Here is a 23218-nt window from a genome sequence, read left to right on the forward strand (position 1 = left end):
CTATCCGGGTGCGCCGCACGGCATCACCGATACGCACAAGGATCGGCTGAATCAGGACTTGCTGGATTTCGTCCGCAAGTAAGGCTGCGCGAAACCCGGTTCCGCGAAGCGGGCCGGGTTTCGTCGTTCAGTGGCGGATGGACCACAGCAGTGACGGACCCGCTGAACAAATGGAATCTGACCCCGTTGACGGAAAATCGTGACCTGTCCCCTATTGTTCCTTTTTTGTCTGTGCCTTTCGTGCTGCGTTCCAGAATGTGTTGAATACGATCTTTATCCCAAGCCACCACGCATAAATTGCATAGGTGGATTGACACTCTTCTTCGGAGAGCAATCCATGGGCTAGCTCATTTCTGAGGTTCGGCCCAAATGCATCGCAGAGGAGTGCTTTGAGCTCAAACGTTAAGTCCTCTCCGAATATTTGTGTGGCCTGTGGAATCTCCATTAATGTGCTGAGGCCGTTCTCGTTCTCGATTCCATCCTTATCAATGTTGGTGGTTTTGACGCCAGCCGCCTTCAAGTGCCAACGAACCATATGTTCTATCTGAGGAATCAGAATTTGGAGAGCCACAACAAAATCATTGTCGTAGCCCGCGAAAAGTGCTCGCCCCATGAGCTGCTTTCTGTCTTCTGGGACGATTGGAGAGCGATTTGCGATAAAGATAAAATCCTCCACGCGGAGCCGGTGTTCGAGGCGCAAAATTTCCAGCGCAGGCCATATTTCACCCTGTACGACCAAGCCTAGCTCCATGCCGTAGTGCTTGACCATCTCTGCCCATAATGTGGCCTTGTTCTCATCAGAATCGGCGTCTCCAAACCCCATTCCAGGGCGTTTCGCAATCACGCGACCGTCACGCGACATATGGGTCGCAGAAAATAGGGCCTGTAGGGGATGCTCGCGAAGCATCTTCTCTGAGAACTCCCGAATCTTGGCTGCTTGCGCTCCACGATAGATGTTCGCAAACGCTGCGAGCGCGTCTAGCGTTGATTTTCCCTTCACGGCATTTATGGCCGTTTCGACGATCTCGGAAATATCGATAGTCGGCGAAGAAATTACGCCCATTTCTGTGAGTGACTTGGCCCCCGCATCGTTCAGGTGCTTGTGCAACTCGGCGATCCGTTCGTCGGCCCGATGGGTGTTCCGTTCACTGTGAGGAATCTTGCGATAAGTCTGGAGTGCGCTTTCATAAAAGCTTGCGGCAACCATATTGCTTGGCTGTTCTGACGATAGTCTAGCTATCGCCTCCTTAACCCAACCTTCGGCTAGGCAAGCAGTCATTTCTGCTGCTTTGGATATGTTGCCTGTCTTGTGAAACCATCTTGATGCCGCATCAAAGTAGTCTCTAGCTCGATGCAAGTCGCCTTCGACGTCAAAGGAGCGCGCCAAGGCTTCAAGCTTGGTAGCAATTGATGGACCGTGATCCTGTCCAAGCCTATGCATTGCAAGCATGTCTGAAACCCAAAGTGCAAGGTACACGTCTTCTTTTCGGGATTTATCGAACGCAGCCAGGATGGCGGTTTCGATCTCATTCATTCGATCACCAGCTCCGGACTTGAGCATTTTGGTCAGGCTGATCGCTCGCTGCCAACACTCACGGCTGCCACGTATCCACGTTTCAGAATCGAGGGGAAGTTGACGGTAGGCGTCGATCGCGAGCAATGCGTGTTTTGGGCTTCGCGGTTCAATCAACAGCCAAACTAGATCGGCTAGTCTGGCTTGAAGCCAGGGGTCATCGACTTCCTCGGCAAACGCGGAGAAGAGCTCTACATCTGACTGATGAAAATCGATTGGCAGGGATGACCGTCTGCCACTCATGATCATGAATGGTTTAAAAGGCTCATTGGAACTGCTGGGGTTCAGCATCATCGAACAAGCGTCCGCGAGCAGCCAAAGGCTTTTGCCCTCAGAATGAAGGCCATTCTCAATTGCCGTGCGAGCGGCAGCCGATAGAGATTGCCACATGCTTGAGTAGCCTTCGCGGTCACCAGCCGCGAGAGCATGCTTCCAGCCCGAGTTGCGGAGGCTATCGACAGTGGCTGTCGTATGTTCTGGGTAACGTTCCATGCAGAAATGGTTTGCCGTGGATCAAGGGGCCCAACGTTTGAGCTCAGGGCGTGGCCCGTCAGGGCCGTCGACCCTGCAGCGAATGGTTGGGCATTTCTATCTCGCTATTTACGGTTTTGTTCTCCAGTCCTTCACGTAAAGAACAGAATTATCACTTAACTGAACTACGCTTCTTTCCTTCAGCATGTCGCTCGTTTCCTTGCCATATTTTTGGGCCTCGTCCACAGCGACGAATGACTGCTTACTGTTTGCAAGATATACGCCAAATAGATTGGCCATTGAATCATTTTCAATGTTCTTAAATAGGAGAGAGTCGTGGGCCAAAATCGGCAACTTGGTTGTAGAAAATATAGTCAGATCCAACACAATCAGGCTGGCATACGCGGTGCCTGTGCCGGTGTCATCAAAAACCTCGTACGAGTATGAGTTTCCGTTGATAGATACCTTCGGGCTCTTCCTTGATTTACCAAAAACAGAGGTAACAACTCGATGTATCCCATCATTAATTGAGCATTCAATTAGGCGTAGTATTTCCACTCTCTTCTCGGAGAGACTGTTTCTCAATTCAGTCGCACGTCTTTTAAGAGACGCCTCGCTCTCAAAGTACTCATTTTCCTGTTTTACGGCTCCGAGGGTCGTGGCCAACTCGCAGACGCGGTCTACCACAATAGAGGGCACGTCTACCGAAGAAATGGCGTTTGCCATTGCGGCGTCTATGGAAGATATTTCTTGATTTATGCGTGAAAGTTGTGAGTTCAGATCGCGCTCAGACTCAAGGAGTTCCTCCTTCAATATTTTTGCCACGCCAACATGGAATTCTTCAATTTCCGCCAAGCGATCCGCGTTGACTTCCGGAAAGAACTTAATGAGCCCGTCAAAGTGCCTACTCTTGACGTGCCTGTTCTCCGCGATGTTTCGCGAAATTCTTGACCTCTTTCCGTCTAGCTTCATCTTTACGGACAGAAGCGCGTCTTTTTGATTCTTTAATTCCAACACCTCCCGATTCGCGACTTCTGATATGTTTGTTGCGAACTTGGCCAGGCTAACCTTAATTTCCTCAATTTCAGTCTCTATCTTGGCAATGCGTCCTTCATTCTCAGCCCGCTCCTTCTTCCCAATTTTCGGGATGATGTTGTTCTTCAATGCCGCACTAAGCGCCTTCCGCTCATTTTCCGCCTCATCCTGTTGGCTGGTTAAAGATCTAATTGGCTCGTAGTAGCCGTAGGTTTTAATTAGATTTTCAACGCAATCTCTAGCCGCCTGCTCCGGTACAGCATGAAATGGCTTATGAACGTCTAGATTCGACTTGCCCCATACCCGCAAGTAGAGGCCAACCATTGCTCTAAACGAAATGTCCTCATAAGGAATTTCATATGCATTCTTAAGAAATGCAGTGAACTGCTGGACAGGCATTGGAGAACCTGACTCGTACCGCTCATTGCATCTGTAGACAAGATCTGGGGCAAGCGTCCCCCTTCTAAACTTGTACTCCTCTCCACCAAATATAAATGAATAGTAGTAATCATGGTGATCGAGTTCTCGCACTATGTCAGTGTTGTGCTCTAAGAGAGAATTGCCGCCGAAGACAAAGTCAACAATCATCAGCAAGGTGGACTTACCGATTGAATTTGTGGCGTTTTCGTCTCCAAGGATGACATTGAATCCACCGTGGAATTCAATGACCTTTTTGCGAAATTTCTCGCAAACAATTTCCTTAAGCATAGGATACGATCCCTGTTTCCAAATTAACACTGATTCGACCGAGAACGTATAGAACATCAACGGCTAGCAGAAACTGATCAACGCTCTCGAAGTGCTTCTCGCTTTGGCGATATAGAGTTGCGAGTTGAATTTCCGATTTACCGAAAGCCATGAGTATTGGCAACAAGCCCATAGCCGTCGACTCTAGAGACAAAACCTTATTTGGCGTTATCACTAGAACACCTCGCAATTTTGAATAAAAAATGATGTGACGATTTCCGAAGAATCAATTGTTCTCGGATTTGTTTTTGCGTATATCCAATTAACGATATTTCCGTATATGTCCTGCTGGTCAAGACCTAGGCTCTTTTGCTTTATGTAATAGGCTTTTACCTGAACACATATCAGTTCTGAAGCATTGGGGTTTTCTCTATCCACCTCAGCGAGAACGGATTTAATGTACTGGAAGTAGTTCGCTACGTTGTTCTTGATTTTCTGCCTTGAGAGCGTAGACATTGATTGGTCAAGCTTACTCTCCAGCCTCTTTGGATCGTATTCAATGCTCGCAGGGTCGTCAGAAATGTTTAGTTCGTAAAGGCGGTCAATTACACGCTTTATGTCGCCCTCTATTTGATACGAAGATTGAATCTCTTGCTGCCTCGACCACCTGATACATTCCTGCTTCTTCTTAGCGAGGTCTCGGTATTCCTTCGCAGTTCTTGGCTTATCGAACTTGCCGTGGCACGAAAGACAAAGAGGAATCAAGTTGTCTGGGTGGTTGACGTCATCGTGTAATCTCACCTCATTCTTGAGTTCTTCAATCTCCTGCTTCGACGGATGTAGCGGGTATATGTGCGCGAGCTCATATGCCTTTTGAGTGCGCGTTCCTTTTGTATAAAACAATTGAACGCCGCATAGCGGACATTTCCCATCGACCTGCGATACCAGATAGATGTTGTCCGCCTCGCCGTACTTGCGCCGACTCTCTGACATCACTCTTGCTCCATATCGCCAACAATCTCAGTTTTATCGATTTTTCGGTTGCCGACTACAGAACAGAAGGCCGACTGAAATGCCCAACGTCCAAGCTCAGTGGCGCTGCGCGGCTATATCGCGTAGCGTCCCTTGGAGCGCAGTGTTAGGGGGTAAGCCAGTCACGATCAGGCCGGGCCAATTGACGAGCATTGTTGTATGCCATATCGAGAGTTAAACAAGTGGCACCACGATAGAAGTCTGTAAACCGTTCAACAACGAGCGCTAGGTCTGCCTTTGAAGGGTCTAGCAACGTCAGCGGCAAAAGCAACTGAATGGCGCCCTGGTAATACTGAGGAATTGCGGTCTTGTAATTTCTCTTCACTCTTTCGGATGCCGTATCAATGGCACCCTTCGCGAGATTCTGAAGTCCAAATGGGTTCATCGATTTTAGTTCGGCTGGAAAGCGGTCTAAGTTGTCTTCGATGATGTGCTCAACATTTACGCGTAATTCCTTTCGCGTGTCAAATACAAGGACTGACGGATCGTCAAAGTAATGAGCCATTTCGGGGAGGGCTGGGAACTTATTCAAGTCCCACTCACCCTTGCGGCAGAACTTCCAGAAATGCCAGTAGTGCGCAACGCCATCCAGTTTGTTTTTCTCAAACAAAACAAACAGAGGTTCCTGCTTCTTCGTGATAAGGCCGGTATTCCAGCACGCGAACTCTTCGTCAGCGGTGATCGCAATCTTCTTTTCATCAGCCAACCGTTTGTAGGTGTATGTAAGGTAGTTGCGTAGGATCGGCTTTGCGTGATGTGCGGCGGTTGATTTGTAGTCCCAATCCTCCGGTTCAGCCAGCGCCGCCAATGCCTCTATGTTTTCATCAAACTTTGGCATGAAGACAAAATCGCGGAAGTGTTCCGGGAAATCATACGGTTTGTTCTTTTCCATCAATGCTCCCTAGGTATTGAATGAGACATGGAACCCCGTAACTTTGTTTTCTGGCGCAGTTGTGCGCCATAACTATGGGTGGTGCCGGATAAGCACAAAGGATTTTCATGGGGACTTCTTTTGTTTTCAGTTGGTTGGCGCGGTGTGCCGTACAACTACCTGTTAAACGAACACAGAAAACCTCACCCCTTATATGTCAGGCAAGTGGAGCATGTCCACGGTGTCTGTTCCATCAGTCATTTATCCGAGTGGTGACGCGATGGGGCGCGCCCCAATGCGCACGGTCGTTCGGGCGACTTCGCCCTTTTCGCACCTGTGCGGCCAGGGGTGGGGCCGGGGCCATGGTAGTCACATGCTTCGCTGCTTTTCGAAGCAGAAGCTTGACGCATGCCCGGGCATGCCGCGCTGTCAGCGGATAGATTGCGGCCTTTCCTGCTTCTTTCCGGTCTCGCTGCCGCACATATGAACGCTTCCACCTTGTCACCCCTCCAGACCGAATGGGCCACGCTGCAGCAGGACCACGAGCGCCATGAGCGGTGCGCGGTCGGGATCAAGATTGCGGCGGTGGCGCTGACCGCCGGTGCCGCGCTGTTCGGTTTTCCGTTTGAACTGGCGGCGCCGCTGATCGCCATCGTGTGGGTGATCGAGGCGATGCTGCGCACGGTGCAGGGGCGCCTGGGTCAGCGCTTGCTGAAGGTGGAAACGCTGATCGCTGACGGGGCGTCGGAGTACGCGGCGTGCCAGTTGCACACGGAATGGCAGGCGACGCGCCCGGGCGCGGCCGGGCTGCTGATGGAGTACGCGAAGAGTGCGCTGAAGCCGACGGTGGCCTTCCCTTACCCGCTGCTCATCATCCTGTCGTTCGTGCTTTCGCTGCCGGGCTGACGCCCGATTCGTCGCGGCGGCTTGCCGAAGGTCAATACACGCGCGCCGGAGACGCGCACTATGGGTGGCGAGGCCGTACGCCGGCCGCCTGCAGTGACCCCTCGCTTGTTTCCGGACCGCCCGAATGTCAGAACCCCGTTCACGCCCCTGGCTCGTGCCGATCGCCATTGCGCTGCTGGCCATCGCAGCTTTCTTCGCGTGGAAGCACTTCCAGTCGCCACCGCCGATCGACGCCTTCGCCTCGGGCAACGGTCGCATCGAAGCGACCGAAATCGATGTCGCCAGCAAGACCGGCGGGCGGCTGGCCAGCGTGACGGTACGCGAAGGCGATGATGTGAGCGCCGGGCAAACCCTTGCCGGCATGGATGTGCGCGCACTCGAGGCCGAACTGCACATGGCCGAAGCCCAGGTCGCGCAGGCGAAGGCGGCGCATGTGGCGGCGATCGCGGCGGTCGCCCAGCGGCGTAGCGACGTCGCCACCGCCGGCGCGGTGGTGGCGCAGCGACAGGGCCAGATGGCGCTGGCCGAAAAGGACATCGAACGCACGCAGCAACTGGTCGACAAGGGGTTCATTTCAGCGCAGAAGCTCGACGTCGACCGCACCGCGAAACAGACGGCGCAGGAGGTGGCCCGAGCCGCCGTGTCGCAGATGCAGGGCGCGCAGTCGTCGATCGAGGTGGCCCGTGCCGCGGTGGCGCAGGCGGCGGCGGCGGTCGAGGCCGCGCAGGCGCGGGTCGAGCGCATGCGCGTGGACCTGCAGGACGCGGTGCTGGTCGCGCCGGCCGATGGCCGCGTGCTGTACCGGCTCGCCGAGCCGGGCGAGGTGCTGCCCGCTGGTGGCAAGGTGCTGACGCTGCTCGACATCACCGACGTCTACCTGACGCTGTTCCTGCCGACCTCGCAGGCCGGGCGCGTGGCGATCGGCAGCGAGGCGCGCATCGTGCTCGACGTGCGGCCCGACATTTCGATTCCGGCCAGCGTGAGCTTCGTGTCGCCGCAGGCGCAATTCACGCCGAAGTCGGTGGAGACGCGCACCGAGCGTGAAAAGCTCATGTTCCGCGTGCGCGTCAAGATTCCGCCCGAACTGCTTCGGGCGTACGCCAAGCAGGTCAAGACCGGTCTGCCCGGCGTGGCCTGGGTGAGGCTGGACGCCAATGCGCCGTGGCCGGCGACCGTGCCGCCCCCGGTGACCTTGCCCGCGCAGCCATGACCGGAACCGGCGTCGCCCGGCTGGCCGGCGTGGGCCTGCGCTATGGCGATACGGTGGCGCTCGACGCGATCGATCTGGACATTCCGTCGGCCTGCATGGTCGGCCTGATCGGACCGGACGGCGTCGGCAAGTCCAGCCTGATGGCGCTGGTGGCCGGCGTGCGCGTCATCCAGCAGGGCACGGTCGAAACGCTGGGTGGCGACATGGGCAGCCGCGCTCATCGGGAAGCCGTGTGCCCGCGCATCGCCTACATGCCGCAGGGGCTGGGCAAGAACCTCTACATGACGCTGTCGGTGTTCGAAAACGTCGACTTCTTCGGCCGCCTGTTCGGCCAGTCATCGGACGAACGCGGGACGCGCATCGCCGAACTGCTCGACAGCACCGGGCTCACGCCCTTCCGCGACCGGCCGGCGGGCAAGCTGTCCGGCGGCATGAAACAGAAGCTCGGCCTGTGCTGCGCGCTGATCCACGACCCCGACCTGCTGATACTCGACGAGCCGACCACCGGCGTCGATCCGCTGTCGCGCCGCCAGTTCTGGCAACTGATCGACCGCATGCGCGCGCGTCGCCCCGGCATGAGCGTGCTGGTGTCCAGCGCCTACATGGCCGAGGCGGAGCGCTTCGACTGGCTGGTGGCGATGGACGACGGCCGCGTGCTGGCCACCGGCAGTCCGGCCGACCTGCTGGCACGCACCGGCACGACGGATCTCGACGCCGCGTTCATCGAACTGCTGCCGCCGGACAAGCGCCGCGGCCACGCCGCGCTGGTCGTGCCGCCGCGCGTCGTGCAGGGCGACGGCCCGGCCATCGTCGCCGAAGGGCTGACGATGCAGTTCGGCGATTTCACCGCGGTCGATCACGTCGATTTCGAAATCGGTCGCGGGGAAATCTTCGGCTTCCTCGGGTCGAACGGCTGCGGCAAGACGACGACCATGAAAATGCTCACCGGCCTGTTGCCGCCGACCTCGGGCAGGGCGCTGCTGTTCGGCCATGAAGTCGATGCCGGCGATCTCGACACGCGCCGCCGCGTCGGCTTCATGACCCAGGGTTTTTCGCTGTACGGCGAACTGAGCGTGCGCCAGAACCTGGTGCTGCACGCCCAGTTGTTCCACCTACCGGCGGCGGACGTGGCGCCGCGCGTGCAGGAGATGGTTGATCGCTTCGGCCTTGCCGGCTACCTCGACGCGCAGGCCGCCGGCCTGCCGCTGGGCATCCGCCAGCGACTGTCGCTGGCCGTCGCGGTCATCCACAAGCCGGAAATGCTCATCCTCGACGAACCGACCTCGGGTGTCGATCCGGTCGCTCGCGACGGCTTCTGGCGCTTGCTGATCGATCTGTCGCGCAAGGACGGCGTGACCATCTTCGTGTCGACCCACTTCATGAACGAAGGCGAACGCTGCGACCGGATATCGCTGATGCATGCCGGCCGCGTGCTCGCCAGCGGCAGCCCGGCGGCACTGATCGCCGAGCGCAACGCGGCGTCGCTCGAAGACGCCTTCATCGCCTGTCTCGAAGAAGCCACCGGCGAGGCGGACCGGCCTGCCGCAGCGGCGGGCACGGCCGTCGCCGCCCGCGCGGTGAGCACCGAACGCCGCGCCTTCAGCCTGATGCGCCTGTTCGCCTACGCGCGCCGCGAGTGGTTGGAAGTGGTGCGCGATCCGGTGCGGCTCACGTTCGCGCTGCTCGGCTCGGTCATTCTCGTGCTGATACTCGGCTACGGCATTTCGATGGATGTCGAAGATCTGAAATTCGCCGTGCTCGACCGCGACCAGTCGCCGGAAAGCCGTGCCTATGTGGAGAACATGGCCGGCTCGCGCTACTTTCTCGAACAGCCGCCGCTGGCCGGCAGCGCCGAACTCGACCAGCGCATGAAGGCCGGCGAACTGAGCGTGGCGCTCGAGATCCCGCCCGATTTCGGACGCGACCTGCGCCGCGGACAGGCGGTGGAAATCGGCGTCTGGGTCGATGGCGCCATGCCGTTCCGTGCCGAAACGACGCTGGGCTACGTGCAGGGCCTGCATGCGGACTTCCTGCAGCAGGCGGCCCGCCGGCAGGTCGGCGCGGCGCAGGAGGCGCCGGCGCGGCTCGACATGCGCTACCGCTACAACCAGGACTTCAAGAGCGTCTTTGCCATGGTGCCGGCGGTGATTCCGCTGCTGCTCACCTTCATTCCGGCCATCTTGATGGCGGTCGGCGTGGTGCGCGAGAAGGAACTGGGGTCGATCACCAATCTGTACGCCACGCCGGTGACCCGGCTGGAATTCCTGCTCGGCAAGCAACTGCCCTACATCGGCGTCAGCATGATCAGCTTCTACGGGCTGGTCGCGCTGGCCGTGTACGTGTTCGGGGTGCCGCTCAAGGGCAGCCTGTTCACGCTGAGCCTGGCGGCGCTCATCTTCGTGACGACGACCACCGGCATCGGCCTGCTGATGTCGTCCTTCGCGCGCACGCAGATCGCCGCGCTGGCCGCCACGGCCGTGGTCACCATGCTCGCCACCGTCACCTTCTCCGGCCTCACCCACCCGGTGTCGTCGCTCGAAGGGGCGGGGCGCACGATAGGCACCTTCTTTCCCGCGACCTACTTCCTGAACATCAGTCGCGGCCTGTTCACCAAGGCGCTCGGCCTGCGCGACGTCTACACGGACTTTCTCGCGATGCTCGCCTTCGTGCCGGTGCTGACGATGCTCAGCGTGCTGTTGCTGAAGAAGCAGGAGCGGTGATGAAGGTGCGCCTGCTCAATGCCTGGCGGCTCGGCATGAAGGAACTGCTGAGCCTGTGGAACGACAAGGTGCTGCTGATCATGATCGTGTGGGCGTTCAGCGGCGGCATCTACACGGCGTCGACGGCGACCTCGCAGGAGCTGCACAACGCGCCGATCGCCATCGTCGACGAAGACCAGTCGGTGCTTTCGTCGCGCATCGCGGGGTCGTTCTACGGGCCGTACTTCAAGCCGCCGGACATGATCACTGAATCACAGGTCGACGCCGGGCTGGATGCCGGCATCTACACCTTCGTGCTGAACATCCCGCCCGATTTCGAGCGCGACGTGCTCGCCGGGCAGCAGCCGGTCATCCAGGTGAACATCGATGCGATGCGCGTCAGCCAGGCCTTCATCGGCGCCGGCTACATCCAGAACATCGTGCTGGGCGAAGTGGGCGAGTTCGTGCAGCACCGGCGCAGCGAGGCGGCATCGCCGATCACGCTGGCGCCGACCGTCATGTTCAATCCGAACATGACCAGTTCGTGGTTCGGCAGCGTGATGGAAATCATCAACAACGTGACCATGCTGTCGGTCATCCTGACCGGTGCCGCGCTGATCCGAGAGCGCGAGCACGGCACGCTGGAACACCTGCTGGTGATGCCGCTCGGCGCCTTCGAAATCATGCTGGCCAAGGTGTGGTCGATGGCGCTGGTGGTGTGGATCGCGGTCGGACTGTCGCTGTACTTCGTGGTCGGGCGCGTGCTCGACGTGCCGATCGCCGGTTCGATTCCGCTGTTCATGGCCGGCACGCTGGTGCAGTTGCTGGCCACCACCTCGCTCGGCATCTTCATCGGCACGCTGTCGCGCAACATGCCTCAGCTTGGCCTGATGATGATTCTCGTGGTGCTGCCGCTGCAACTGCTGTCCGGCGGCATGACGCCGCGCGAAAGCATGCCCGAGGTGGTGCAAAACATCATGCTGTTCGCACCCACCACGCATTTCGTCAGTCTGGCCCAGGCGGTGCTCTACCGCGGCGCCGGGCTGGATGTGGTGTGGCCCAGCCTGCTGGCGATGGCTGGCATTGCGCTCGCCTTCTTCGTTGCGTCGCTGCTGATGTTCCGGCGCAGCATCGCGGCGCAGGGCTGAAGTCAAGGCGGCGACCGCAGTTGGCGACTGGCGCCGACCCCTGAGGGCGCGGCCCCGGTCGCGCTCAGCGCCGTGACAACGCCTGTTCGATCCGTCCGAGCGCATCCAGAATGACTGCACGGGGCGAACCGAGGTTGAGCCGCATGAAACCGCTGCCGCCGGTGCCGAAAGTGATGCCCGGGTTCATGCCGACCTGTGCGCCGCCGACGAAAAAGTCGCGCAGCGCGCTGTCGTTCAACCCCAGTGCGCGACAGTCCAGCCAGATCAGGTAGGTGCCTTCCGGATGCACCGCGCGGATGCCCCGCAGGTGCTGTGCGGCGAACTGCATGACGGCGTCGCGTGTGTCGGCCAGATAGGTCATCAACGCATCGAGCCACGGGCCGCCGCCGCGGTAGGCCGCTTCGAATGCGGCGACGCTGAACGGGTTGGACGCGCTGACGTGCAGGCGCCCGAAGACGTTTTCGATCGCGCGCCGCTCGGCGTCGTCCGCGATCAGCGCCGACAGGCCCAGCCCCGGAATGTTGAAGGTTTTGCTCGGCGCCACCGTGGTGACGATGCGGTCGCCCGGCTGCGCCAGCGTGGCCAGCGGGATATGCGTGTGGCCCGCGTAGATCAGGTCGTGGTGGATTTCGTCGGCCAGCACGACCAGTCTGTGGCGGCGCGCCACGGCCAGCATGCCCTCCAGCTCCTCGCGCGACCACACGCGGCCGACCGGATTGTGCGGCGAGCACAGCAGCAGCAGTTTCGCGCCGTCGGCGGCGCAGCGCTCGAGGTGATCGAGATCGATGGTCCAGCGGCCGTCGCGCTCGATGAGCGGGTTTTCGATCACGCGCCGGCCGGTGTCGCGGATGGCCGAGAAGAAAGGCGGGTACACCGGCGGCTGCACGATGACGCCTTCACCGGTCGCGGCGAACGCCTGAACCGCGGCATACAGCGTGGGCACGACGCCCGGGCACATCAGCACCGTGTCGCGCGCCACGAACCAGCGGTGCCGCGAAGCGAGCCAGCCGGTCAGCGCATCGAAGGTGCCATCCGGGTACAGCGAATAACCGAACACCGGGTGCGCCGCGCGCGCGGCCAGCGCGTCGAGCACGGCGGGCGGCGCCGCGAAATCCATGTCGGCCACCCACAGCGGCGTGACCGCAGCCGTGCCGAACACCGCGACCCGTCCGTCATGCTTGACGCTGGCGGTGCCGTCGCGCAGGATGATACGGTCGAAATCGAAGCTCACGTTGGTGGCCTCATTCAGCGCACGCGCTCCCACAACGTCACCTCGGCCACCGTGTGCTGGTGCTTGCGACGCGTTTCGCGGATGACGAAAGGTACGTCGCGGGGCGCTCCGAGCTGACGGAAGTGCTCGCCCAGAATGACCTTCATGCCGTCGAGCGTGGTCCAGCTTTCGCCGTCCTTCTTGAAGCCACCCAGCCAGTCGTCGCGTTTCGTGTGCTCTTCCAGCCAGGTGTAGGGCGAGCTGATCATCAGCACGCCGCCGACATTGAGGCGTTCATGCACCGACTTCAGGAAGGCGGCCGGATCGTACAGGCGGTCGATCAGGTTGGCGGCCAGCATGAAGTCGTAGCCGGTCAGCACGGATTTGAGGTTGCAGGCGTCGCCCTGCATGAAATCGACCCGCCCGCGCACCGCCTCCAGCCCCATGTCGGCCAGGCGGCGGGTCTTGTACGACACGAGTTCGCCTTCGTCCGGCATTGTGTAGCGCAGCTCGCCCTGTTCGGCCAGATGCACACCGGCGTTGATGAAGCGGGCCGAGAAGTCGACGCCTGTGACGTGTTCGAAGTGACGCGCCAGTTCGAAGGTGGAACGACCGGTTGCGCAGCCCAGATCGAGCGCGCGGCGCGCCGGGCGACCGTCCATGGCGTCAATGGCAATTTGCGCCAGCGCCTTCGGGAAGTTGGGCACGCCGAAGTATTCGTCGCCGTAGTGGAATTCGGCGTATTCGGACAACTGCCGGTCACTTTCGTAATAGATGTTCGGCGCTGTGGCCGGTGTATCGCTCACCACGTATCGGAACCCCGCATGCTGGAAGAAATGGCGGCGGAAGGCATAACGCGATGCACGCGTCGCTTCGTTGCCGCAGGAAATCCACGAGCCACCCTTGATCAGGTTGTGGCGCGCGTCGAAGGTCGGTGTCGAGAAATCATCATACGTCGGGTGCACATCGAAGCCGGCGAACGGGTAGATCGGCGTTTCGGTCCATTGCCACACATTGCCGACCACGTCGAAGAAGTCGCCGTGGGCAAAGCGATCGACCGGACAGGACGACGCCCAGTGATCGAGGTGGATGTTGGCGCTCGCTGCGCCGTTCTCCGGTACTTCGGTCACGCCCGCCGCGTCATGCAGGCGATACCACTCGTCTTCGGTAGGCAGCCGCACCGGCGCGCCGCTGCGTGCGGCCTTCCAGTTACAGAAGGCCTTGGCTTCGTGGTAATTCGTCTCCACCGGCCAGTTCCATGGCATCGGTATCTGTTCGAGCATGAGCCGCAGGTGCCAGCCATCGGCCGTGCGCACCCAGAACTCCGGGTGTGCGGTCTGGTGACCATCGCCGGTGCGCCAGGCGCGCCAGGCACGACCTTCTTCTTCCCACCAGGCGTCGTTCGCGTAGCCGCCATCGTCGACGAACTCGAGGAATTCGCGGTTGCTGACGACGTAACGACCGGCCTGGAAGGCAGCGACCGCAACTTCACGCTGCGCGTATTCGTTGTCCCAGCCATAGATCGGGTCATCGCGTCGCCGGCCCAGTTGCGTGACGCCGGCGGCGACCGGGTGCAGCGCGTTCTCCGGTGCATCGCCGGTGTCGCGACAGGGCTCCCAGGCCGGATGCGGGTGCACGTAATCGAGCCGGCTCTGGCGGATCAGCACCGACGAGGTTTCGAGATGGATGCGTTCGTGCTCGATACCCATGATGATTACCCACCACGGGTTGCTCCAGCCGATCGGCGGGGCGAGCGGGGCAGCGTGGATCACGCGGTCCACCACGCTGCGCACTTCGTTGCGGTAGTCGCGCACCGCCTGCACGCTCGGCCAGTCGTAGTTCGACTCGTTCAGATCGTCCCAGCTCATTTCATCGACGCCGACCGCGAACATCGATTCGAAGCGCGGATTGATGCGCTCGTCGATCAGGCCGGCGAGCAGCAGTTTGTTAACGAAGAAGGTCGCGGTATGGCCGAGATAGAAGATCAGCGGATGGCGCAGCGCAATCGGTTTCTTGTAGTACGCGTCGTCGCAGGCAAGCACTTCGAACAACTGTTCGTAGCGACTGAAGGTGGCATGAAAGTAGTCGCGCAGCGCGCCGCGCAGCGCATCCGGATCGGTCGCATCGAGTCGGGGCGTGCGCAGGAAGAGCGTATCCTGATGGGCTTGCATGTTGTTGTAATACTCCGGCGGATGCGGGTGTTGAAAGGGCTGCCGGTGTGCGGTGATCATGGCGCGACCATCCGCTGGCGCCGACGGCGACCGCGCGTGAGACGCAATGCAGGGCCGACAAGTTCAGATATTGTGCCGCGCCCGTTGGGTCGTGCGTATTTCATGCCGGATCCGGCGCAAACGCGGCGCTGTCGCCACCCAGTTCTCGCGTGAGCCAGTCCACCAGCAGTCGCGTGCGGCCGGGCAGCAGGCGGGCATGCGGATAAATGATATTGACGGGTCGTGGCGGTGGCTCGAATTCGCGCAACACGACGCGCAACGTGCCCTGTTCAAGATGCGGCCTGACCTGGTAACACAAGAACAATCCGAACCCGGCACCGGCGGCGCAGGCGGCCACGGCCGGTGCGACGTGGTTGAATTCCAGATTGCCGGCGACTGGCACCGGCACGATACGGCCGTTGATGTGAAAGCTCCAGCCGAGGCTGGACGCGCCGGTGAAATGTACGCACGGTGCGCCACGCAATGCATCGGGATGCGACGGCTCGCCGCGCGCAGCGATCAGCGCCGGGCTGGCGACCACGACGCGGCGAATCGTTCCGAGCGGGCGCGCGATCAGACCTGAATCGTCCAGTGCGCCGATCCGCACGCCGACATCGATGCCTTCCTCCAGCAGATTGACCACGCGGTCGTGCAGCAGGACGCGCAGCTTCACGCGCGGATACTGCAGCGCGAAGCGGGTGACGACCGGTGCGACATGCATCAGACCGAACTGCACCGGCGCGGTCAGCGTGATCGGCCCGGACGGCTCTGCCGCCCCTTCCTTCAGCGCCTCCTCGGCGTCCTGCACGGCCGACAGCACCTGACGGCAGCTTTCGAGATAGTTGCGGCCTTCGTCGGTCAGTGCGATGCGGCGCGTCGTGCGGTTGATCAGACGCACACCCAGATGCGCCTCGAGTGCGGCCAGCGTGCGCACGACGGCCGGCAAGGAACTGTCGAGTGCCCGCGCCGCCGCCGTCAGGCTGCCGTGCTCCGCAATGTTGACGAAGGCGCGCATCGCCCTGAGTGTGTCCATGCGCGATATTACTGCGATAAGTGGAGCAGTGTTATCCACTTCAGGTCATTTATTGCCTGATACGGATCATGGATAGTGTGTTGCGTCGCCATCCGGCGTCACGTAACCCAAGCGAGGAATTCGCCATGTCACTGACTGCCACCCACCGTCCTGAAGTCCCGATCGTGCTGCACGGTTTCAAGCTGTCCGGTCACAGCCACCGCGCCGAACTGTTTCTGGGCCTGCTCGGCCTGCCGTATGAATTCCATCAGGTCGACCTGGCGGGTGGCGAACAGAAGACGCCGGCGTTTCTGCAGAAGAACAGTTTCGGCCAGGTGCCGGTGATCGAAGACGGCGCGACGGTGATCGCCGATTCGAATGCCATCCTCGTCTATCTGGCACAGCGCTACGCGCCGGGTCGCTGGATGCCGCTGGACCCGGCCGGTCAGGCGCGGGTGCAGCGCTGGCTCACGGTCGCGGCAGGTCTGGTCGCCTTCGGTCCGGCGGCGGCACGGCTGGTGACACTGTTCCGCGCGCAGTTCGACACCCAGGAGGTGATCGCACGCGCACACCGCCTGCTCGCCGTGATGAACGGCGAACTGGCTGCGCAGGACTGGCTGGCGGGCACGGCACCGACGCTGGCGGATGTCGCGGTCTATAGCTATGTCGCCCATGCGCCGGAAGGCAATGTGTCGCTCGACGACTACCCGAACGTGCGCGCCTGGCTGGCGCGAGTCGAAGCGCTGCCGGGCTTTGTCGCGATGCCGGTCAGCCAGGTCGGCCTGCGCGCCTGATCGCCATGGACTCCACACGCGATCCCTTCCACGATGGCGAGCGCGCGCTGCAGGCGCGTGCCGGCATGCAGGCCCGCATGGCCGAGATCGGCCCGCGCGCCATCCGCGACCACATGCCCGATCAGCATCGCGACTTCTTCGCGCGGCTGCCGTTTCTCGTCGTCGGCAGCGTCGACGTCGACGGCCAGCCCTGGGCGTCGGTGCTGTCGGGCCCGCCGGGCTTCGTGCAGTCGCCCGATCCGCGCACGCTGCACGTCGCTGCGCAGGCACCGGCGGGCAGCCCGCTGGCCGCCCACTTGCGCGTCGGCGCGCCGCTCGGTCTTCTTGGCATCCAGCCGCACACGCGGCGGCGCAACCGGATGAATGGATCCGTCACCCGGGCAAGCGAGGCCGGTTTCGATGTCGAAGTGGAGCAAAGCTTCGGCAACTGCCCGAAATACATCCGCACGCGCGAAGCCTTTTTCTTCGGTGACGACGAGCAGCCTGCGCCTGCGCAGCCGCTGGCGGCGCTCGACGATGCGGCGCGCGCGCTGATCACGCGCGCCGATACGCTGTTCATCGCCAGTGCACACGCAGCCGGCGTTGATGTGTCGCACCGCGGCGGCGCGCCGGGCTTCGTGTCGGTCGGCCCGGGCGACGTGCTCACGCTGCCTGACTATGCCGGCAACTTCTTCTTCAACACGCTGGGCAATCTGCTGCTCGAGCCGCGCGCCGGTCTGCTGTTCATCGATTTCGACAGCGGCGATCTGCTGCAGGTGAGCGGGCGCGCTCAGATCGTGTGGGAGGACGAAGCACTGGCCGAAGCACTGGCCGCCCATCCCGGGGCGCAGCGCCTGGTGAGAATCGCGGTGAGCGGTGCGTTGCGCGTGCCCGGCGGGCTGCCGCTGCAGTGGTCGACCACCGGTCCTTGACGAGGACGGCGCCACGCCGGTCTGCCGCATCATCATCCGCAAGGCTGCATTGCATGCAGGCACAACCACTCGGTGCTGTATGCCGCGACGGATCTGATGCGGGCGTTCGGAGACCGCGGCCGTCGCGATCCGGTGCCGACAGATCCCTGACCGTCGGAAAAATTGACAGCACACCGCCATCGCGTGGTTCCGACCCATTGAATCAATGGCTTGCGACGCTGGTTTGGGTTTTGCTTATACCGTCGCAGCGCCCCACTCACGAAGGACACACCACTCATGAATTCCCTGCTGAAATCCCTGTTGATCGCCGCTTCTCTGATCAGCGCCCCGGCCGCATTCGCGGCATCGCCTGTCACGCCGGTCTCGGTGTCGAACAATGGTCTCGTTGCGATCGACGGTGCTGACCTGTCCATCCTGTTCGATGGCTACATCGCGCCCGAGGGGACGCCGTTCCAGACTGACGCCGTGTCCTGGTTCAATCAGGTCGGCAGCAGTGGCGTCACGCTGGATTTCGACTTCGGTGAGCTCTATACGCTGAGCGATGTGCTCCTTGGCGTTGATCACAACGACTTCTATCAGGTTCAGGTGTCGCTCGATGGATCGGTCTGGAACACGCTGTTCACCAACCTCGCATTCGAAGGCCAGTCGAATTTCGGCAGCGAAATCATTTCCAGCGTGGCGGGCGATCCGGAGTATCAGGCGACCATCGATTTCCCGACGACAGTCGCGCGCTACGCCCGTCTCTACGCCGTCGGCGGTGATAACGCGTTTTCGGTGTCGGAAGTGAGCTTCAGTGGCGTGGCCGTGGTGCCGGAGCCGGAGACCTGGGCGTTGCTGATCGCCGGTCTCGGCCTGATCGGCGCCATTGCCTACCGTCGCAGCTGAGTCAGCGACGCTCGAAAAAAGGCCGGCACACGTGCCGGCCTTTTTCTTTGCAGCGGGACTGCGTTCAGCTGACGTAATCACCCATCGCTTCGGGCTGCATCAGCACGTCGAGCACGCGCACCGTGATCTGCCGCCCACCCGGCACCTGCCACGGGATAGCCTGGCCGACCGACAGCCCGAGCAGTGCGCTGCCGATCGGCGCCAGCACGGACACGGTGCCGGATACGCCGCTGGTTTCCGGGTAAACCAGCTTGAGTTCGAAGGTGGCACCGTTCGAGTCGTCGATGAAGCGCACCGTGGAATTCATCGTCACGACGCCCGGCGGCATGTCGGCCGGTGCCACCGTTGTGGCGCGATCCAGTTCATCGCGCAAGGCGTCGGCGCCCGGCTGATGCCGGTAGGCCTCGCGGTCAAGCAGACGGTAAAGGCGCGCAGTATCCAGGCTGGACACGGTGATGGGGGGCGAATGTTGCATGCGGGTCACCTCATGATTGATGGACGTCTGGATGAACGAACGCAAGGTCCGGCGTTCGATGATGGTTCCCCAAAACAAAAAGGCAGCGCCTTCGTCAGGCACTGCCTCTGGAATCACCAAGTATCTGAAAAGTTTACTGCAAATGGGGCAACCGGGCCAGCCCGCCCACCTTTTTCCGGCGCGTACGCGCGGCGGCAGGCATCATGGCGACCCCATCCGAGCACGCAGGGAGCAAACATTGAGCCGCAGTGACAGCGAACCAAACCGGTCGGTCGCCCTATATTGGGATTTCGAGAACCTGCACGCCAGTCTGGTCGAGGACCGCTACGGCGAAGGTCATTACGCCAAGCCGGATTCCCGCTTCAAGGTGCAGGAGCCGCTGGTCGACATCGATGCCATCGTCGGCCTCGGTGCATCGTTCGGGCCGATTGCGATCAACCGCGCCTATTGCAACTGGCAGTACTTCGGCCGCTATCGCGACGTGCTGCTGCAGAGCGCGGTCGAACTGATCCAGCTGTTTCCGCCGGGTGCGTCAGCCAAGAACGGCGCCGACATCAAGCTGTGTCTGGACGCGACCGAAGACATCAGCCGCTTCGGTCACATCGGCACGGTCATCATCGTCGGCGGCGACAGCGATTTCATGCCGGTCGCGCAGAAGATCAAGGCAGCCGGACGCACGTTGATCGGCGTCGGCACGCGCAAGGCCACCAATCGCCACTGGGCGAAAAGCTGCCACGAGTTCCGCTATTACGAAAATCTGATCGGCAAGAGCCCGTCCGACGAGGCGTCGACGGCCGAGGCAACCGCCGCGTTGCCGGCGGACCCGGCGGCCGATATCCTGCGGCGCGCCGTGCGTCTGCTGTCCGGTGCCCAGGGCGAACCCTGGGTGAACAAGGCTTCGATCTGGCCGATGATCAAGCGGCTCGACGCCACCTTCGACGTCAAGGACCACGGCTATACCGACTTCACCGACATGCTGAAGTCACTCGACGCGGTGGTTGAAGTGAAGAAGGGCGAGCTGGACCACGTTGTGCGCCTGCGCTGAGCCCTCGCTGGCGGGCGCGTCAGTAAGGTCGACGCATGCGCCGTCGCGGCGGCGGCAGACCGGTATCGGCACGCAGTCGACCGTGTTTCTGGGCGTCCAGCCGCAGCAGCTGGCGCGCCACATAGATGCCTGCCGCGAGCGGCATGACGAATTCCGGATAGATGGCCTGCACGTTCTTGCCCAGTTCCATCAGATAGCCGACGTAGCCGAATGCCAGCTTGGCCAGCGCGACGACGATCCATACCTGGATGAAGATCACGACCATGACGAGCGGGCTGGCCACCAGGCGCTGCGAATGGCGGCCACCGAATGCGCCGGCGACCAGCGCGATCAGCGCGATCCACCAGGCGCCCAGGAAAAACAGCAGATAACCCTGGAACTCTTCGATCACTAAAAGGCCTCGGCTACTTCGGATGCGGAAGGAAGGCCGGCCGCCGTTCTGCAGCGCAGGCGGGACCGGTTGGCGCGTCAGGATAGCGGATCACGCGCGCTGCTGCGGACGGATCCGGCGAGGCAGTGAAGACTGGAACTTGAAAGGCGCGGGCGTTGCGACAAGGATGTGCCGCAACGAGGTTGCCGGGAGGTCCGCCGAGCGACGCAGCTGTCCGCGCCCGCGGATCAGCGGCGGCGCAGCCCCGCCAGCAGCGCAATGCCCAGGCCTGCCAGCATCAGCATCCAGGTTTCGGGTTCCGGTATCGGCGGTGCGATGCCGTAGGTACCCACCGTGAAGCCGTTCCAGTTCTCGTTGGTCAGACTGGTCCAGGTGATCGAACTGACAGCACCGGTGAAACGGATGACGCCATGCGGTTCGCCAGTGCCGTTGAGCTGGAACTGGCCGCCGCCCAGCTCGGCACGGTTCAGCGTGCCGTTGCCCCAGTAACCCGCGCCGAAACCGACCACCTCGAAATCCTGGTCGAAACGGTAGCCGTTGCCGTTCAGGCTGACCACAGCAAAGAAGAGGTCCTGTACCGGCACCGAGAAGGAGAGTGTTTTCGATGTGGCCCGCGACAGCGCGATGATGTCGGTCGTGTCTGGTGCATTGTCGACCAAGGCGCTGATGTAGGGCGACGAGGGGTTCCAGTAGTTGATGCCGCCAGCCGTCTGGATGAACGCGATTTCACCGCTGTAATCGACATCAACCGTCGATTCGCCGATATTCAGCACGCCAGTGGCCGAACCGCTGGCGCCGGCCGTGCCGCTGGTCCAGTTCACCCAGTTTACCGGCGCGGCATTCGAGGGCGCGACGATGAGTGCCTGCGACAGCAGGCCGAGCACGACGAGCGTACGGCGGACGAACATGGCGAATCTCCTGAGAATCTGACCTCCTCCCTGTGGGTGGAGCATTTTTTGTAAACGGAACGCAAAAAACATACCGAGCGGCTAAGCGCATGATTTTTCTTTGCTTATCTTGACAGGCCGCATTGGGCTGTAAACCCCTTCGACAAGAGAAATTACGACTTTGGTATTAGGACCGTCGGGTCGCTACGGGCGCGGTCCGGCCAAGCCGAGCGGGTCACGCCGGCAGCTCGGGCGCGTCTGCCAGCACGACCTGGTTGCGCCCGCGCCGCTTGGCCTCGTAAAGCGCCGCATCGGCCCGGCGCACCAGCGCGTCCGGGCTGTCGTGTTCGCCCGGCACGATCACGGCCACGCCGATACTGGCGGTCAGCACGGCAAAGGGCGAGCGTTCGTGCGGCTGCGCGCACGCTCGCAGCGCCGCACAGACCGACTGCGCCGTGGCGAGCGCCTGTGCCTCATCGACATCCGGTCTGATGAAGGCAAATTCCTCGCCACCGTAGCGGGCCACCAGATCGGTCGAGCGTCGCACATGCAGACCAATCACTTCGGCCACCTGACGCAGGCAGTCGTCGCCAGCCTGATGGCCGTAATGGTCGTTGTAGTCCTTGAACAGATCGACATCGAGCATGCACAGCGCCAGAGGCGTTCCGTTGCGTCGCGCCCGCGCCCATTCCAGCGCCAGCGTGGTATCGAAGGAACGTCGGTTGGCCACACCGGTCAGGCTGTCGGTGGCGCTCAGCTCGGCCAGCCGGCGGTTCGACTCTTCAAGTGCCCGGGTGCGCTCGTTCACCTTGTCTTCCAGCTCGTGCGCCAGCGCGCGCTGTTCGCCCAGCAGGATGGCGAGCCCCATGCCGATGATGCTCAGCGTCAGGATGTACTCCTGCGCGCGCAGGATCATTTCGTGCGGCGTCGCGTCGCCGAAGGGGCGGAATCCGGTGGTTTGCGACCACGCCGCGGTCAGCGCAATCATTGCCACGGTCAGCGCGGTGAGCCGGCGGCCGCAGCGCGCGGCGATGTAGAGCACTGGCAGCAGCAGCAGGTGCGGCGTCAGTGCCAGCCGGCTATCCGCATCGGCAACGTGCTCCTGCAGGAAAATCGTGCCGGCCAGCAGCCCGGTGAACACGAACACCGCCGTATCGCGCCAGCCCAGTACCGGGGGATCGCGCTCGGTTTGCAGCAGTGCGAGCAGCAGTGGCGTCCAGATGAGCAGACCGAGCGCGTCGCCGAACCACCATAGCAACACGAGTGTCGAGTAACTTGCGCTCACGCTGTCACGTGTGAATACGAGCACTGCGCTGGCCAGCAGGGCACAACCGAGCGCACCGAGCAGCGGCCCGGCGAGCAGGAAGCGGCCGAAGTCGCCGATTCGCTCCAGCCCGGGCGAAGCACCTAATCGGCGCATCAGCAGGTAGGTGACCGTGACCTCGGCCAGATTGCACAGGCTCAGCAGCACTGCCTGCAACAGCGGGAATACCGGCAGGTTGGCCAGCACATCGGAACCCAGCGCAAGCAGCGCGAGCACTACCGCGCGCTCGCCGCGGTAGTGCAGCAGCGCAGCGAGCAACACCGCGTTCGGCAGCCACATGACGACCTCGTTCTCGGGCGACAGCGCGGTCGAGAACGTCAGTTTGACGCTGGCGAAGTGCAGCAGCGGCAACAGCATGAAGACCCGCCAGTCGGGGCGGCTGCGCAGTGCATCCAGAGTGTTTGTCACGTCGGCTTCCGGTGGTTCACGGTGGACAGGCGCG

Annotated in this window: 19 protein-coding genes; 8 read left to right on the top strand and 11 right to left on the bottom strand. The window is 61.5% G+C overall.

Going from position 1 to position 23218, the window contains the following annotated elements; genetic code table 11:
- Positions 1-211: 211 nt before the first annotated feature.
- The 4 genes from Q8R75_RS07855 to Q8R75_RS07870 form a co-directional block, all read right to left on the bottom strand.
- Positions 212-2065, bottom strand: a complete 1854-nt coding sequence (locus Q8R75_RS07855) for a DUF4209 domain-containing protein (RefSeq protein ID WP_305612252.1) — start codon at positions 2063-2065, stop codon at positions 212-214.
- A gap of 108 nt (positions 2066-2173) precedes the next feature.
- Positions 2174-3787 (bottom strand): DUF2326 domain-containing protein, encoded by a 1614-nt coding sequence (locus tag Q8R75_RS07860; RefSeq protein ID WP_305612251.1) that lies wholly within the window; start codon positions 3785-3787, stop codon positions 2174-2176.
- Between the two features lie 213 nt (positions 3788-4000).
- Positions 4001-4759: an ABC-three component system protein gene (locus Q8R75_RS07865; RefSeq protein ID WP_305612249.1), complete on the bottom strand. Its 759-nt coding sequence runs from the start codon at positions 4757-4759 to the stop codon at positions 4001-4003.
- A gap of 145 nt (positions 4760-4904) precedes the next feature.
- The gene (locus tag Q8R75_RS07870; protein WP_305612248.1) at positions 4905-5690 is read right to left on the bottom strand and encodes a DUF3825 domain-containing protein; all 786 of its coding nucleotides are present in this window, start codon (positions 5688-5690) and stop codon (positions 4905-4907) included.
- A 462-nt stretch (positions 5691-6152) separates the two neighbouring features.
- Between Q8R75_RS07870 and Q8R75_RS07875 the strand changes: the two genes are divergently transcribed.
- The 4 genes from Q8R75_RS07875 (at position 6153) to Q8R75_RS07890 (ending at position 11632) form a co-directional block, all read left to right on the top strand.
- Positions 6153-6575 (top strand): hypothetical protein, encoded by a 423-nt coding sequence (locus tag Q8R75_RS07875; protein ID WP_305612246.1) that lies wholly within the window; start codon positions 6153-6155, stop codon positions 6573-6575.
- 124 nt (positions 6576-6699) lie between these two features.
- Positions 6700-7785 carry an HlyD family efflux transporter periplasmic adaptor subunit gene (locus Q8R75_RS07880; RefSeq protein ID WP_305612244.1) on the top strand — a complete coding sequence of 362 codons (1086 nt, stop codon included), beginning with the start codon at positions 6700-6702 and terminating at the stop codon, positions 7783-7785.
- Positions 7782-10505: a ribosome-associated ATPase/putative transporter RbbA gene (gene rbbA, locus Q8R75_RS07885; RefSeq protein WP_305612242.1), complete on the top strand. Its 2724-nt coding sequence runs from the start codon at positions 7782-7784 to the stop codon at positions 10503-10505. The genes Q8R75_RS07880 and rbbA overlap by 4 nt, the downstream gene beginning before the upstream one ends.
- Positions 10505-11632, top strand: coding sequence for an ABC transporter permease (locus Q8R75_RS07890; RefSeq protein WP_305612240.1), 1128 nt, complete (start codon positions 10505-10507; stop codon positions 11630-11632). The genes rbbA and Q8R75_RS07890 overlap by 1 nt, the downstream gene beginning before the upstream one ends.
- A 64-nt stretch (positions 11633-11696) precedes the next feature.
- Here the strand turns inward: Q8R75_RS07890 and Q8R75_RS07895 are convergent, their stop codons facing one another.
- The 3 genes from Q8R75_RS07895 to Q8R75_RS07905 form a co-directional block, all read right to left on the bottom strand.
- Positions 11697-12863: a PatB family C-S lyase gene (locus tag Q8R75_RS07895; RefSeq protein ID WP_305626140.1), complete on the bottom strand. Its 1167-nt coding sequence runs from the start codon at positions 12861-12863 to the stop codon at positions 11697-11699.
- A gap of 14 nt (positions 12864-12877) precedes the next feature.
- Positions 12878-15013, bottom strand: coding sequence for a 5-histidylcysteine sulfoxide synthase (gene ovoA, locus Q8R75_RS07900; RefSeq protein ID WP_305612409.1), 2136 nt, complete (start codon positions 15011-15013; stop codon positions 12878-12880).
- A 160-nt stretch (positions 15014-15173) separates the two neighbouring features.
- The gene (locus Q8R75_RS07905; protein WP_305612411.1) at positions 15174-16085 is read right to left on the bottom strand and encodes a LysR substrate-binding domain-containing protein; all 912 of its coding nucleotides are present in this window, start codon (positions 16083-16085) and stop codon (positions 15174-15176) included.
- Between the two features lie 125 nt (positions 16086-16210).
- On the opposite strand from Q8R75_RS07905, the gene Q8R75_RS07910 reads away from it, so the two are divergent.
- The 3 genes from Q8R75_RS07910 (at position 16211) to Q8R75_RS07920 (ending at position 18654) form a co-directional block, all read left to right on the top strand.
- Positions 16211-16858: a glutathione S-transferase gene (locus tag Q8R75_RS07910; protein ID WP_305612414.1), complete on the top strand. Its 648-nt coding sequence runs from the start codon at positions 16211-16213 to the stop codon at positions 16856-16858.
- A gap of 5 nt (positions 16859-16863) precedes the next feature.
- Positions 16864-17769: a pyridoxamine 5'-phosphate oxidase family protein gene (locus Q8R75_RS07915; RefSeq protein WP_305612416.1), complete on the top strand. Its 906-nt coding sequence runs from the start codon at positions 16864-16866 to the stop codon at positions 17767-17769.
- Positions 17770-18045: 276 nt separating this feature from the next.
- Positions 18046-18654 carry a PEPxxWA-CTERM sorting domain-containing protein gene (locus Q8R75_RS07920; RefSeq protein WP_305612417.1) on the top strand — a complete coding sequence of 203 codons (609 nt, stop codon included), beginning with the start codon at positions 18046-18048 and terminating at the stop codon, positions 18652-18654.
- A 64-nt stretch (positions 18655-18718) separates the two neighbouring features.
- On the opposite strand, the gene rnk is transcribed toward Q8R75_RS07920, so the two are convergent.
- Positions 18719-19129, bottom strand: coding sequence for a nucleoside diphosphate kinase regulator (rnk, locus tag Q8R75_RS07925; protein ID WP_305612419.1), 411 nt, complete (start codon positions 19127-19129; stop codon positions 18719-18721).
- A gap of 238 nt (positions 19130-19367) precedes the next feature.
- Between rnk and Q8R75_RS07930 the strand changes: the two genes are divergently transcribed.
- Positions 19368-20174, top strand: a complete 807-nt coding sequence (locus tag Q8R75_RS07930) for an NYN domain-containing protein (protein WP_305612421.1) — start codon at positions 19368-19370, stop codon at positions 20172-20174.
- A 19-nt stretch (positions 20175-20193) separates the two neighbouring features.
- Here Q8R75_RS07930 and Q8R75_RS07935 read toward each other — a convergent pair whose 3' ends face one another.
- From Q8R75_RS07935 to Q8R75_RS07945, 3 genes are all read right to left on the bottom strand, one after another.
- Complete coding sequence (locus Q8R75_RS07935) at positions 20194-20565, bottom strand: hypothetical protein (RefSeq protein ID WP_305612423.1); 372 nt, start codon at positions 20563-20565, stop codon at positions 20194-20196.
- Between the two features lie 227 nt (positions 20566-20792).
- Complete coding sequence (locus Q8R75_RS07940; protein WP_305612424.1) at positions 20793-21473, bottom strand: PEP-CTERM sorting domain-containing protein; 681 nt, start codon at positions 21471-21473, stop codon at positions 20793-20795.
- Positions 21474-21687: 214 nt separating this feature from the next.
- Positions 21688-23184, bottom strand: coding sequence for a diguanylate cyclase (locus Q8R75_RS07945; RefSeq protein ID WP_305612425.1), 1497 nt, complete (start codon positions 23182-23184; stop codon positions 21688-21690).
- Positions 23185-23218 lie beyond the last annotated feature (34 nt).

It is taken from the genome of Methyloversatilis sp., assembly GCF_030696805.1.
Lineage (GTDB): Bacteria > Pseudomonadota > Gammaproteobacteria > Burkholderiales > Rhodocyclaceae > Methyloversatilis.